Source organism: Gammaproteobacteria bacterium (genome assembly GCA_013697705.1).
Classification (GTDB): Bacteria; Pseudomonadota; Gammaproteobacteria; order UBA6002; family UBA6002; genus UBA6002.
The window spans coordinates 95,876-111,123 of record JACCWJ010000004.1; the positions used below are offsets into that span (position 1 = coordinate 95,876).

At 42.1% G+C, this 15,248-nt stretch carries 9 protein-coding genes; 4 read left to right on the forward strand and 5 right to left on the reverse strand.

The annotated features are described in order from the left end of the window. Positions 1-56 precede the first annotated feature (56 nt). The 4 genes from H0U71_01085 to H0U71_01100 all read right to left on the reverse strand — a co-directional run bounded on the left by H0U71_01085 (position 57) and on the right by H0U71_01100 (position 7,616). Entirely contained in the window at positions 57-3,263 is a 3,207-nt protein-coding gene (locus H0U71_01085; protein ID MBA2653648.1) for a hypothetical protein, read from the reverse strand. Between the two features lie 97 nt (positions 3,264-3,360). Next, positions 3,361-4,188 (reverse strand): shikimate dehydrogenase, encoded by an 828-nt coding sequence (gene aroE / locus H0U71_01090; GenBank protein ID MBA2653649.1) that lies wholly within the window; start codon positions 4,186-4,188, stop codon positions 3,361-3,363. Positions 4,189-4,194: 6 nt separating this feature from the next. Then, complete coding sequence (gene priA / locus H0U71_01095) at positions 4,195-6,396, reverse strand: primosomal protein N' (protein ID MBA2653650.1); 2,202 nt, start codon at positions 6,394-6,396, stop codon at positions 4,195-4,197. Between the two features lie 263 nt (positions 6,397-6,659). Further along, entirely contained in the window at positions 6,660-7,616 is a 957-nt protein-coding gene (locus tag H0U71_01100) for a magnesium transporter CorA family protein (protein ID MBA2653651.1), read from the reverse strand. A 95-nt stretch (positions 7,617-7,711) separates the two neighbouring features. Here H0U71_01100 and H0U71_01105 point away from each other — a divergent pair, with 95 nt between their 5' ends. From H0U71_01105 to H0U71_01120, 4 genes are read left to right on the forward strand one after another with little or no spacing between them, the layout of a single operon-like run. Further along, entirely contained in the window at positions 7,712-8,173 is a 462-nt protein-coding gene (locus H0U71_01105) for an ATP-dependent zinc protease (protein ID MBA2653652.1), read from the forward strand. Between the two features lie 17 nt (positions 8,174-8,190). After that, the gene (gene rimK / locus H0U71_01110; protein MBA2653653.1) at positions 8,191-9,102 is read left to right on the forward strand and encodes a 30S ribosomal protein S6--L-glutamate ligase; all 912 of its coding nucleotides are present in this window, start codon (positions 8,191-8,193) and stop codon (positions 9,100-9,102) included. A 32-nt stretch (positions 9,103-9,134) separates the two neighbouring features. Next, on the forward strand, positions 9,135-11,282 hold the full coding sequence (locus H0U71_01115) for an ABC transporter substrate-binding protein (GenBank protein MBA2653654.1): 2,148 nt from the start codon (positions 9,135-9,137) through the stop codon (positions 11,280-11,282). Between the two features lie 24 nt (positions 11,283-11,306). After that, positions 11,307-12,281: an ABC transporter permease gene (locus H0U71_01120; GenBank protein ID MBA2653655.1), complete on the forward strand. Its 975-nt coding sequence runs from the start codon at positions 11,307-11,309 to the stop codon at positions 12,279-12,281. 27 nt (positions 12,282-12,308) lie between these two features. On the opposite strand, the gene H0U71_01125 is transcribed toward H0U71_01120, so the two are convergent. Beyond that, the gene (locus H0U71_01125; GenBank protein MBA2653656.1) at positions 12,309-15,128 is read right to left on the reverse strand and encodes an AMP-binding protein; all 2,820 of its coding nucleotides are present in this window, start codon (positions 15,126-15,128) and stop codon (positions 12,309-12,311) included. Positions 15,129-15,248: the final 120 nt, after the last annotated feature.

A 15,248-nucleotide genomic window follows, 5' to 3' on the forward strand; every position in this document is an offset into this window, starting at 1 on the left:
CTAACCTTTTTAATTGTGCTCCGAGGAGCTATTCCTCTATCAGCTAATTGTAATGCTTAAATATTAACCTGAAGTCTTATATAAGGACCATAAAATCCTATATCTTGATCTTGTTTAATGAATGTTGAGAAATTATCTGTAAAACGCATGCTGTCTTTTACATTGAAGTAATGGTTGAACTGATAGCCTAGTTCTAAGCCCATTTGAGCACAATCTCGGAGTGCCATGGTATATGCGAAGCCCACTTTAGCATCCATTGCAGGCACAAGACGGGTACGTTTCTCTGGATTGAGTGCCGTGCTAAAGCCTGAGGAAGCGCTCTCTAGCATGCTACTATCGATATTCCCTATTAATAAGTCGGTTCCGAACTGTCCAATGAAGGAGAAGCCACACCCAATGGCCAAATCACCGGCCATACCCAGACGCGGCCCTATTCCATAAAATGAATTGTCTTGAGTGAGGGTGTCGGTTGCCACTTCGATAGGAAGGAAGGGAGCAATTGGCGAACCATTGGTAAACCCATCTGTATAAAGAATATCAATTTTTTCGATGATTTTAGCGTAAGACAAGCCTGCAAAGAAGCGTGTCATCAAGTGATAGAATTTAAGACGTCGTCCAATTTCGATATTACCTGTTTCCCAAGTAAAAGCGACCGAGGCTTGGGCTTCATTGGCAAATGCAGGAAATTGAACAAACACATCAGGCACACCAAGCTCAGCAAAATTTCCATTGGAGATCGTCCAAATAACTCCATCAGGCGGCGCAAAAGTTGTTTCGCTGTTACTCGATTTATAGGAAGCATAGTTAAGCGAAATGTCATTTGCGGTAAGCGGAACAATATATCCAAAATGGAGACGGTAACCGAACTCGTAATCAGGTGAGAGGATTTTCATATGAGAGCGAGCACTTGGATTAATCGATAAAGGAGTAAAAACACCGCCTCCCAGCGAAGGGATAAACTCGGGTAGAGGATCTGCAATACCATAATCAATATTTGGGGTATGTGCTTGCAAGTAAAAACTCTCTGCAGCAAATTCAAAGCCACCGCGTAAAATAGGAGCAAATGCCGTATAGGGTTGTCGCACTGTACAATCATCAGGGCAACCTCCAAATCCTGAGACGGTAAGATTGAGGTAAGGCCCGTCGACGGTAATATCATGTACCTGCTTGATATAGACGGCAGCATTATCGGTGGCATGCCTAAATGTGGTGGCTGCATTAAAATAATGTGTGGCCATATAGCCTAGATCAAAAGTCCATCTTGTTTTGCTAAAGAGACTGGTAGTGAATGCTAAGCCGACTTTAAGATCCATGAACGGTGAAGATTGGGTTTCAGAGTCGACCCTTACCCCTAGAGAGGCGGGTAATGTATCGTCTTCTTCATCAAGGTCGGTGATGGCAGCTATATCATCTTTATAACTACTATCGATGGATCCTACTAACAGTCCTCCCGCCAGCGTCGAAGTAAGTGCAAACCCGCCAATAGGTAATGTCATATTAAACCCTAAACGGGGTCCTATGCCGGTAAAGCTACTTTTTTGAACAACATCTTCTTGGGGAAAAACAAAACCAAGAACGCCTTGAGGGCTTACTTGATTATAGGTGGTATGTAAATTGGAATTGATGGAAGCGAATTGCACTCCCTCAAAAAGTCGCAACCACACGAGGGAATTGGCATTTAACGTTTGACCAAACTCCATATTGCCATCATGCAAATTGAAGGTGGCTTTAGCGCGCGCTTCAAGCGCTGTAGCGCGGCTATCAGGAGTGAGGAAAACGGGCGTGCTAAGAATGGTCCAGATAACGCCGGTTGGCGGTGCTATGACTGTGTCGTGGTCTGAAACTTGCGTTTGACGGTAATTAACGATGACATCATAAGGAGTATTGCGAAAAATATAACCCGCTGAAAGCATAACACCATAGGCGTAGTCCATAGCGACATTTTTTAGTGACGTATTTAGGCTGGGAACCGCAGGAGGACCCGCGAAACTTACCGCGGTGGTATCGAGTAAGGCGTAATCTAATTGATTATGTTCCACACTTAAATAACTCGCGCCCACACCAAAAATAAAGCCGCCTTCTAATTGAGGCACGCTCACCAATATAGGATCAATGACCACATCTGTTGGGCAAGCAATGCCGGAAAGGCCAATTGAAAAATAAGGGCCATCCAAGCTTAAATCATGGACATGTTTTAAATGAAAAGGAGTCGGGAAGCTTATACCGGTGCTTCGATACGTATCCACTGCATTAAAGTAATGATTTATTTCATAGCCCAATTCAATATCTAAACTTGTCGTGGTGCCACAAAAAGGATGATGAAAAATAAAGCCAAGTTGTCCATCAATATTAGGGACTACTCGATCCGTAGATTTGAGATTTATGGCGGTTGATCCTGGTGGAAATTGATCGTCGGTGTAACGCAGTTCGCTTCGAATGCTGCCTATTAAAATGGCATCGGTTAAATGTCCCACCAAACCAAATTCTTTGGTGAAAAAATATTTGCCATCGATTTGCACCGCGGGTCCCACTCCGCTAAAGCGACTTTTTTGCTCAACATAGGAATTGCCAAATGAATCAGGACCAAAAACCGGAAGTGGAAAAGCATTTAAATATGTCGTATCCAATTCACGATTTATTGCAGAATACTTCGCGCCTAAAGAAGTGCGCAGTTGGAATCGTGTGCCTCCGTAAATTTGTTGACCTATTGTTAATTTGCCTTGCTCTATATCCGTATCAAGGCGGGAAGTAGCGTGTAATGCTTGTATCGTTTCATCGTATAAAGGCAAAGGTGTCCAGAGTATGCCATCGCCAGTGGCAGTTGTAGCATGATTGGCTACCCCTGAAAAATTTAAAAAATCGAGGCGAATGTCGCGTCCCAAATAAGGATAGATATAGCCAATATAAGCACCATAACCAAATTCATGATCAGGATCCAAGGAGCGAATAGTACTGCCCGGACTGACGAGATACAGTGACCTGACAGGATCCGAAATGACATAATCTAATTGATTGTCATAGGGACGTTGATAAAAACCAATCAAACCAAAATTAAAACCACTGTTTACTCGCGGCACTAAGACTAAGTTAGGGTTAAGATTGTCGGGATAGACGCGAGCGAAGAAATTGGGGGTTTCTAAAATATGATCGAAGTAGGACATTTCTTGTAGATCTTGTCCTGTCACTAAAAAGGAAGCATGTTCGGTGGCAAGCGAAGGGGAAATGTAGCCTAAACAAATGAGTGATAAAAGCCATTTCTTCATTGTTTTTCCTTAACATTTGTTGTGCTACAAATCAGCCTAGATGAAGGTCTTGTTGGCCAATTTCAATGAAAACTGAACGTTCGCGCCAATTAAAAAATCATGACTGATAGCTATATTCTTTTAACATTTCAATGATGGGACCGGTATTAGGCTTAATACCGCGCCAAATATAAAACGATTCGGCTGCCTGCTCCACCAACATCCCAATACCATTAGCAAGGTGAGCGATACCATTTGAAACAGCCCATTTTAAGAATGGTGTGACGCTCTGTCCATACATTAAGTCATAACAAAAGGTACTTTTTGTATAAATCGTTAGAGGCAATTTTAAATCTAGGGTTTCATCCGCTAAGTTCATGCAATTTATGATGAGGTCAAAACTTCCCTCAATGTCGTCTAACCGACTCACCTCGATCTTACCGATGTCGTGAAATTCATCACGAATAGCGATTGCTTTTTCTAGGGTCCGATTTGCTAACATAAGTAATTTAGGCTTTTCTGACAGCAAAGGAAACAAAATTCCACGCACTGCCCCGCCCCCGCCTAATATTAAGACAGCTTTGTTGGCAATTGAGTAGCGATGGTTAATCGTTAAATCACGCAGTAAACCTATGCCATCAGTATTGTCTCCAAAGAGTTCTCCCTTGGTCTGAAGACTAATTGTGTTGACCGCATGAGCAATTGTGGCGCTTTTTGTATTCTGCGTCATTGCAGTGAAAGCCTGTTGTTTTAAGGGGGCGGTTATATTTAAACCCTTGCCGCCTCGCACAATAAACTCTTGTAGTGCCACTTGAAAACCATGCAATGGGACTTCAATTTTAAGATACCTTAACGATTGGCCGGTTTGTTTTGCGAATTGCGTGTGGATAAAAGGAGATTGGCTGTGAGTGACAGGGTTGCCCATGACTGCGTACAGATCTTTCATTTAATTCTAAAAGACTTCGATAGGATCTACGTCTAAAGACCATCGCACTTTTCGACCAGAGGGAAGTGCTTCAATAGCCTCTATTCTAGGATGTAAGGATTTTTGCAAAAAACTGCGTTGTTTAGTTTGTATTAAAAGCTGTGCTCTAAATTTCCCTGCTTTCTTTTCCATAAGTGCAGGGATGGGGCCGAATATTTGCAGGGGATGCTCATTTTCTAGTAACAAACTACGCACATCATTTAAGAAAAGTTGCGGTAGCGTGGCATCGGTTGCTTCTGCCCTGAATAATACTAAATGAGAATACGGCGGAAGATCAGCAGACTTTCGTTCGCTTAAAAGATGAGCGGCAAAATTAGAATAGCCTGATTTTAGTAGGTGCGCTAAAACGGGGTGCTCGGGATTATGGGTTTGGAGATACACTTCCCCGGGCTTGTCTGATCTTCCCGCTCGCCCAGCGACCTGAACAATAATTTGTCCCAGACGTTCGCTCGCCCGAAAGTCCGAGCTAAATAAACAACTATCCACGTCCACAATGGCTACCATGGTCACATCAGGAAAGTGATGTCCTTTCGCTAGCATTTGGGTGCCGATTAAGATTTGACTGGCACCACTGTGGATGCCGGACAACATTTTGTCCATGGCGCCTTTCTTGCGGGTACTATCACGGTCAATTCGAGTAATGGCTACCCCTGGAAAATGTTGCAGCAAAATCTTTTCCAATCTTTGCGTGCCAAGACCTAAAAATAATAAATCAGCGCTTTGGCAGGCATTGCATTGTTTTAAGACGCTGCGAACGCTAGCGCAGTGGTGACATACCAATTTTTCGAGATGCGCATGATAAGTTAATCTCGCGTCACATCGACTACAACTTGCAATCCAACCACAATGATGACAAAGCAGCGTCGGAGCAAATCCGCGACGATTGAGAAAAATTAATACCTGTCCAGAATTTTTAATATGTTCCTGCATTCTTTCTAAGATAGTGCTAGAAAATCCTTCATCGAGTTTTTGATTTCTTACATCAATGATGTGGAAGTGAGGTTGAACGGAATTTCCTGCACGCTTAGGCAGGATGAGATGCTGAAAACGTTTATGTTTAGCGTTATAGAGTGACTCTAAGCACGGCGTGGCACTCCCTAATAATACAGGGGCAGATTCAAGCTTACCGCGCATAATCGCTAAATCTTTGGCTGAATATCGAAAACCTGATTGTTGTTTAAAGGACGCATCGTGTTCTTCATCTAAAACTATAATTCCAAGCTGGGGTAAGGGTGTTAAGACAGCAGAACGTGTGCCAATAATAATACGGGAGATTCCCTTGAGTGCAGCTATCCAAGCATGGCCTCTTTCTTTATCGCTGAGCCCAGAATGCAATATACTGATTGGGACGGGAAAGCGAGATTGAAATCGTGCGACTGTTTGTGGAGTAAGCCCAATTTCAGGAACCAAAACTAGTGCTTGTTTGTTTTGCTTAAGCACTTGATCAATACATTGTAGATATACTTCTGTTTTGCCGCTGCCTGTCACACCCTCTAATAAAAAAGTAGCAAATCCTTCATTATCCAGAATGGCTGCAACGGCCTTGGTTTGATATTCATTCAAAGTGAAATAACTGGTGGTGGTTTTATTAGGCGATAAGGAGGATTCTTTACGCACATGCTTTCGTATAAAACCTTTCGCCAATAATGCGGTAAGCGCTTTTTGCTGCCCGCAGGCTTCCAACAATTCTTCTCGGCTCAAGCCATTGGGATGTTCTTTTAGTAAATGGATGAGTTTTTGTTGTTGGACGGCATGTTTTAATGCTGATTCAGTCGCGGCAGCCCCGAGTTCCGTTAAAGTGAAAATAGTATCTTCAGGCAAGACAGCGGGCGCGCCTTCTCGTAACAAGGGCGGCAAACTTGAAAAAATAACGTCACCGATAGGGTGCTGGTAATATTGGCTAGCAAAGTTATATAGTTCAAGGATAGTGGAGTTAAACAAGGGTTCTGTATCAATTATTTCGATGATAGGCTTAAGTTTATGTTCGGGGAGCGCGCTTGCCCCGACAATGTTGAGAATCACTCCAATGACCTGCCTACGGCCAAAGGGTACTCTCACTCGGGTGCCTACTTTTATATCCTGATTGAGTAATTCTGGCGGCAATAAGTAATCAAAGGTCTGCCGTAAGGGGGTCGAAAGTGCTACTTGCAAAATGTGTTTTTTATCCATAGTCGGCTATAATAATCAATTCATCCACTGAGTACGACATTTATTTGCATCTTAGAGCTAGCGGTACTATATTTTAATTAAGTGCCTTGTTGTTAGGTATTTATCCCTGAACTAACATTTTAGAATGATTAAGGGGAGTTAGTTTGAAACATTGTGAGCAAGTTTACGTAAAGTAAAAAGCCTAATGTGTCTCAACGAACTACCAAATTATACGAAAGAGAGCTCAGCGGTGACAATATCTCACCAAGGCACTCTCTTTTCATCTAGATCCATTTTTTCCATTTAAAAAATATCAATAAACTGATACCTAATATTGCCATTCCTAGGAGGGTAATATTTTCCGCGTCAGGTATTTGAAACACTCGCATGTGGGCAAAATTCATGCCAAAAATACTTGCCACTAAGTTGAGTGGTAAGAATATTCCGGAGAGCACTGTTAAGGTGCGCATGACTTCGTTGGTTCGATTGCCAATGAGGGAATAATGAAGTTGGATCAGGGTATCGAGGTCACCTTCCAGCTGGGTAGTGTAGCGTATGATTCGATGGATATGATCGGCAAGGTCACTAAAATGAATTTCAAGCTTCTCAACTAAGCCCACTTCATTATCTTGGCGCCATTGATACATCGCCTCTTGTTGATCTTCACTTTGTACTCTCAGCTTTCGAATTTCAGTTTTAAATTTCAAAAAATTGATCCAACCAAGTGATTGCTTGGTTTGTGTGAAAAGCTTTTGTTGCCATTGGTCAAATCTTTCCAACAGGGGGCCACGTAAATCTAAGAAATTATCGACAATCTCATCAACAAGTAAAAGAGTTAGCAAAAGTGAGTCAGTTGGGATATGTTTGCGCGCTGTTTGCAACCGTTTTTTTACTCGCTCAATGGCGTTATCGTGATTGCTAAAAGTTATCAGTAAATTTTTGAAGATAAGAAAAGAAACGGGCATTGTTTCGATGCTGCTATGGGTATTGTTGGCAATTAAGCTGCGAAAAATAAGAAGGTCATAGGCTTGGGTGCTGTCATAGAAGCAGGGATGATTTATATTTAAACAATCTTCGACATGGTTCTCATGGACGCGGTAAGTGGTTAAGTGCTCAATTTTTTCTATAACACTTAATACCTCTCGCACCTCAGCGTCTATCCAGATTAATTTATCTTCTGGGAGATCATTGAGTACATTGATTATTTGAGTGCTATGCTTTGTAAATTGCCAGATTTCCATAGTAAAGCTCTTTATATTGAAACATCGTTTATTCTTTTATAGATCGCTATTAAAATCAAATTATCTTATTATCACTGTAATTGATTAGAGGTAAAATGGACAAGAAGTTCTCCCATAAATTAATCGAATATCGAGGGAAGAAGTATATAGTTTTAGGATGGAGAGAGTGGGTAATATTGCCAGAGCTGGGAGTTTCCAGTATAAAAGCTAAAATTGACACTGGCGCACGCACGTCTTCACTTCATGCCTTTGGTATAGAGCGTTTTAGTCAACAGGGAAGAGATAAAGTCCGGTTTGATATCCACCCTATTCAACGCAATGACAAAACGGTAGTAAAGTGCGTTTCAGACTTGATCGATGTTAGAATGGTAACCGACTCAGGAGCGCATCGCGAATTGCGTTATGTGATAGAAACACCCATGATTATCGGGGATTTTTCTCGCTCCATCGAAATAACTTTAACGAATCGTTCATCAATGATCTATCGGATGTTGCTCGGCAGAAAAGCATTGCAACAGCATTTCATTATTGACCCTACACGGTCATTCCACACCTAGCGAGAATAGCGTAATCAATGAGAGTAGCAATTTTATCTGGAAAACCAAAACTGTATTCAACGGCCCGCTTGATTGAAGCGGCCGAAAAGAGAGGCCATGAAGTACATGTGGTTAACACGCTGCGTTGCTATATGAATATTGCCTCCAATAAAACGACCATTCATTACCGAGGTAAAGAAATTAACTGTTATGACGCGGTAATTCCCCGAATTGGTAATTCAATCACGTTTTATGGCGCGGCCGTGGTACGACAATTTGAAATGATGGGGGTATATTCCCTTAATGGTTCTGCCGGAATTGTTAATTCACGTGATAAATTACGAGCACTGCAATTTTTATCTCAGCAAGGAGTGGGTCTTCCTATCACTGGATTTGCCCACGCCCCCGATGATATTGGTGATCTAATCAAGATGGTTGGCGGAGCGCCATTGGTCATTAAGCTAGTCGAAGGCACTCAGGGAATTGGGGTGGTACTAGCGGAGACAGAAACTGCGGCAGAAAGTGTAATTGAGGCTTTTTTAGGGATGAAAGCGAATATTTTGGTACAAGAGTATATTAAAGAAGCGAATGGTGCAGATGTACGCTGTTTTGTTATTGGCAATAAAGTGGTAGCTGCAATGTTGCGTCAAGCAAAACCCGGTGGTTTTCGTTCGAATTTACATCGAGGGGGAGTCGCTAAAGAAATTAAGCTGACCACTCTAGAAAGAAATACTGCTATTTTAGCGGCGAAAAGTGTAGGTTTGCAGGTCGCAGGTGTGGATATGTTGCGCTCAGAGCGGGGGCCATTGATTATGGAAGTCAATTCATCACCCGGTCTCGAAGGGATTGAGCGTGCTACTGGCATTGATGTTGCCAGTCAAATCATTAAATTTATCGAGAGCAATGTTAAAAAACGCCCCCCTGATAAAAAGCTCAAGGATAAGTCATAACATAAAGTATTAGTAAGCAGCATGGATGCTATATGCCAAGGTTCATAATTAATTTAATAATTTCATTGGCATTACTCTCTCTCGCGGCGTGTGATAATCATCCCTGGAATGATCCTTATTCCGAAACAGATTCCAAAGCAAACATTCGGTACTCGTCATTTTCTGCATCACCAAAGACGCTCGATCCTGCTCGTTCATATTCAAGTGATGAAATCATCTTTATAGCCCAAATCTATGAACCCCCCTTGCAATATCATTATCTGAAGAGACCTTATACCTTGATCCCTTTAACGGCAGCACACATGCCGAAGGTTTTTTATTTAGATCAAGCGGGACAAAAATTACCGGCAGCGAGTAGTCAGGTTGCATTCACCGTTTACGAAATGGAAATTAAACCCGGAATTTACTATCAACCCCATCCCGCGTTTGCAAAAAATCAGCAAGAAGCTTTTGTTTATCAACAAAAAGCTCAAGATCATCAATCAGTCGCAGGTAAGGAAGCATTTATCTTTGCACAAAGGAGGGAACTCATTGCGGATGATTATGTTTATCAAATTAAACGTTTAGCCGCGCCTGGCATAAATTCGCCCATTTTTGGCATAATGTCGAGCAAGATTGTGGGGTTATCTGACTTCGCCCTGCTATTACAAAAAAATAAACCTCTCAACAATAAATGGCTAGATTTAAGAAAATACCCCCTAGTGGGTGCGAAAGCCATTGATCGCTATCGCTATCAAATTATTATAAAAGGTGTCTACCCTCAATTTATGTACTGGTTGGCTATGCCTTTTTTTGCGCCCATCCCGTGGGAAGTGGATGCATTCTATGCGCAACCCGGGATGAGAGAAAAAAATATTAGTTTCGATTGGTTTCCAGTAGGTACGGGTCCCTACATGCTAATAGAGAACAATCCAAATCGGCGAATGACCCTGGTGCGAAATCCACTCTTCCATCCGGAATTTTTTCCTGTGGAAGGGGAGCCCGGTGATAAATCCCTGGGCTACTTAAATCAAGCGGGGAAAAAGTTGCCCTTCATCAATCAAGTGGTTTTCACGTTAGAAAAAGAATCCATCCCTCGGTGGAACAAATTTTTACAAGGCTATTACGATCAATCGACCATCAGTTCAGACAGTTTTGACCAAGCAATACAAATCGATAGTAGTGGCTTACCCATTTTAACCCCGAGCTTAAAGAAAATGGGCGTTTATCTACAAACCACCGTCATGCAGGCCATGAGTTACATGGGATTTAATATGCGGGATGACGTCGTGGGCGGTAACAGCGAACGTGCTCGAAAATTACGATTGGCGATTTCTTTAGCGGTTGATTTCGAAGAGTACATTAATATCTTTTTAAATGGCCGTGGCTTGCCAGCGCAGGGGCCTATTCCACCGGGAATATTTGGCTATGAGACTGGCGCACCTGGAATTAATAATTATCTTTTTACCTGGAAAAATAATAAACCCACCCGACGACCTATAGAAGTGGCCAAACGCTTGATGAGCGAGGCGGGTTATGCCAATGGTATTGATCCTGTAACCGGGGAGCCTCTCATCTTAAATTATGATGTCGCTACCACAAGTGGGCCAGATGAAAAGGCATTATTAGCCTGGATGCGAGAGCAATTTGCTAAGTTAGGCATTCAATTAAATATTAGAAATACCGAATACAATCGTTTCCAGGAAATAATCCGTTTGGGTAAAGGGCAAATTTTTATGTGGGGATGGATTGCTGATTACCCTGATCCTGAAAATTTTTTATTTTTACTCTATGGCCCGAATAGTAAGGCATTGTACGGGGGTGAGAATGCTGCAAATTATTACAATAAAGAATTTGACGCTTTGTTTGATCACATGAAGAACATGCCTAACAGTAATGCTAGGCAACAAATAATTAACAAAATGCTTGAAATTATACGCCATGATGCGCCATGGGTCTGGGGTGTCTATCAAGAAGAATTCATTCTAAATCACGTGTGGGACTATCCTTCAAAACCTAATGTGATGAGTTATAACGCGCTGAAGTACCAGAAAATTAATCCCGTATTACGCGATAAATTGCGCCACGAGTGGAACAAGAAAGTATTGTGGCCGATTGGCGTTCTAGTTTTGATTTTTTTGATAGTGAGCCTACCGGTTTTTATTCGTTACACGCAAAAGGAGCGCAAGAGTGTTAAATAATCAACAGCAATGTAGAGCCTTTACATGCTAGCTTATATTCTGCGCAGAATACTTTACGCAATACCCATTATTATTGGAGTTAATTTCCTAACGTTTGTTTTATTTTTTATCGTTAATTCACCTGATGATATGGCGCGAATGCAGCTGGGGCAAAAACATGTGACTCCTCAAGCGATAAGTCTTTGGAAGCAATCCAAGGGTTATGATAAACCTCTTTTTGTTAATCCTACTCGGGGTGGTATTCAAAAATTTACGGATACACTGTTTTTTCATAAGTCACTCGCTCTCTTTGCTTTTGATTTTGGGACGTCTGATACGGGAAGGGATATTAGTTTTGATATTAGTGAGCGGATGTGGCCCAGCTTGGCTTTAGCGGTTCCCACCTTGGTGGTTGGCGTCTTTGTCTATATCTTTGTTGCCATGTTTTTAGCTTTCTTTCGCAGAACTTATTTAGATATCACCGGTCTTACAATCTGTGTGACGATGATGTCGATTTCTACCCTGTTTTATATTATTGGCGGTCAATATGTCATTGGGAGGGTGCTAAAACTGGTTCCCATTTCAGGTTATCAAAGCGGGGTGCAGGCGATTAAGTTTTTAATCCTCCCCGTAGTCGTTGGTATCATAAGTGGTTTAGGAGCAGGTGCTCGATGGTACCGCACTATTTTTTTAGAGGAAATTCACAAAGACTATGTTCGTACCGCTCGGGCAAAAGGCTTATCAGAACAAATTGTTTTATTTCGGCATGTGTTACGTAATGCGCTCATTCCCATTTTAACTGGCATTGTTGTGTTAATTCCCAGTCTTTTTTTAGGTAGCTTAATTATGGAATCTTTTTTTGGTATTCCTGGCTTGGGGAGTTATACGATTGAAGCAATAAGACAGCAAGACTTTGAAATTGTACGAGTTATGGTTTATTTGGGAACAGTCTTATATATTATAGGGCTGATTCTAACAGATCTTTCCTACACGATTGTTGATCCTCGAGTGCGTTTCTAAAATAATATTAACTAGCCAGGTTTTTTGTTATTCGGTGACCGGAAGAGTTGAGACCATGTCTAAAACATTTTCGCCGCAATGTTTGGCAATTTCTATCCGAGTGACTGTTTTGAGTCGTGTTGCTTCTCGCCAGTCCCTACTTCGTGGGTGTATAGGTTTTCCTATCCAGAGATGGATGGCATGGGGTCGAAAAAAAAGTCGCGAGCTTCTAAAAATTTGCCGTGTACCACGAATAGCTATGGGGCAAATGGGATAGCCCGTTTCTGTAGCGATTTTAAAGGCCCCCAGTTTGAAAGGTCTTAAACCAGCCGCGTAACTGAAGGTGCCCTCGGGAAATAATAATATAGAATTACCCTCAATTAACTTTGTTAGTATGAAATTAGTATCTGACATACTTTCTAAAAAATCTGCTCTTTCTACCGTTAGGTGCCCTAATTTAGTGATGAACTTTTTGATGATGGGAGCCTTAGCTAATTCTTTTTTACCGACGATTAAGACGCCGGCGGGGAGAATGCCACTCAAAACAACTGTGTCTAGGTAACTCATATGGTTGGAGACATAGATGGTGGATTGATTTTTATGAAGATGTTTGGCTCCCTTAATGGTTACCGGACATCCCATTAGCCTCAAGAGTGTTCGCGCCCAGAATTTACTGATCACTCGCGCAGAGTGTTGCGGTAAAAACCATAATGCTAGCCAGGTTGGCAGCATCGTAATAATTATAATTAACAAAACATACACTGTATAAATTGTGCGGAATAACTTTGCAGCTACCCTGCTGATGCTTTTGCCTCCCCCCAATAAAAATAATTTTACAAACTGTAACCATGAGGGGGTAACTTTTTTGGTTAACCTGCCTTGAAGATATAAATCTTTTGTATTGGATCGTTGTAATTTTCCGCTCGAGGTTTTAGGGATTGATTTAGGGGGCACTAAAACCACTCTATCGGGCGGATCACCTATAGAGGTGGTGATAGTTTCTATGATGTCATTAATTATTTTTTCTTGTTGCTGTAAGCGTTGTTCTCTTGTCTCAGCAATGACGATCAATTGTTCTGTGCCATGCTTAAGATTAACCGCCCCAAATGCAACGACGCAGCCTTTTCTTACTCCTTTAATCTGACCTGTTATTTCCTCAATTTCCTGGGGATACAAATTGCGTCCCGCTTTTACGATGATGTCTTTTTTCCTACCCGTGATGAATATTTCTTCATCCGCACGGTATGCCAAATCGCCACTTTCCCACCACCCATCATGATGAATTGCCTTAGTGGCCTTCGGGTGTCGATAATACCCTTGCATAGCGGAAGGACCTTTAAACTGCAACGTTCCTATGGCTCGATCTTTAAGCACGGCTCCTTGCTCGTTGACAATTCGAATCTCGTGATGAGGTAGGGCCTTACCGCATGACACAAATTCTATGCAATTTCGTTCTGCACTATCGCAAGGAGTGGCTACTTGTTCATGATTAAAATGATCACGATTAATTCTATCAATTCGCACGTGTCGGTTAAGAGGCGGAAAAGTTAATGCCACAGAAGATTCAGCTAAACCGTAGACTGGATAAAGGCTCTCAGCCTTAAAACCATATGGCCCAAAACGACGGAGGAAATTTCTAACCGTTTTCGGGTAAATGGCCTCCGCACCATTAAAAGCGAGGCGCCAGGAACTGAGATCAAGTCCCTCAATGACAGGATCCTCGATCTTAGACACACAGAGCTCATAAGCAAAATTCGGGCCGGCCGAAAGTGTAGCGCGATGATAATGTATTGCCCAAAGCCAGCGTTCGGGATGATTTAAGAAGGATAAGGGAGATAATATGGTAATCGGAATTCCAAAATAGAGACTACCTAACCATGATCCTATCAACCCCATATCATGGTAAAGAGGAAGCCAACTTACCGTCACATCGGTTGGCTTAATATTGATCGCTTCCCCAATCGAGCGAATATTTGAGAGTAAATTATAATGCGTGAGTAATACCCCTTTCGGATCCCCTGTGCTGCCCGAAGTATATTGAATTAACGCATTATCTGGGCCTGAGAGTAAAGTTTCGGCAAAAGGCGCATCGACCGTCATGAGGTTATCAATGGTAACGACTGCTTTTAAAGTCGGAATAAAATTACGCAAAATTCTATTGAGGATTTGTACTTCATCGAATGAAATCAGAATACGAACTTCAGCGTTGCGTAATATTTTAGCTTCTCTTTTCGCATATTCTTCAATGCGATCAGGTCTGAAAGGCGGGTAAATGGGAACCGGCAAGCCCCCCGCAAGCAGCACTCCAAAGAACGCGTAAAAGAAAGCTTCACAAGTAGGCAACATTATAGCGACCGTCTGGCGAGGCTCAAGACCCAGTTGCCGAAGCCCCTTTGCAGCCTTCAGTGCCTTTTCATAGAGCTGACCATAACGGATTATTTTTTCCTTGCCCTGCTCATCCTGTAAATAGAGGTGGATACGGCTAGGCTCGTGCTCAGCATATTTTATTAACACATCCACTAATGTCGCGCATTGGGAAGGGTCGACAATTGACTCATCTAGAGTGGGAAAGAATTCATGGTAATGAATGCGCCCCGGTGGATTAGCATCGTCAATAAAAGGGATGATATCTCGAATAGACTCTGCTTCTGCAATGAGTTGATCAGGTAACTGAATGACGAATGCTTTTTCAATGCGATGAAAAAGCTCAGCTCGTTCAAGGCTACCGATGCCCAGATCTTTTTCTAAGGAGGCATCGATAGCAACTGCTCGCAACGCTCGTTCAGATTCGAGCTCATTTAAAAAGTCTTTCACAATATGAAGAACTTGCAATTCCGTCTTTGAGGGCGCCGGAGCTTGTTTTTTCATCGCAATTGCTCATCCCGAGTAATATAATGAAATATTGTAATGAAATCATGTACAAAAATATATGTTGGAACATATATAGCTACTCTCTAGCCAACTAATTACTTTAGGGGGGGCGACATT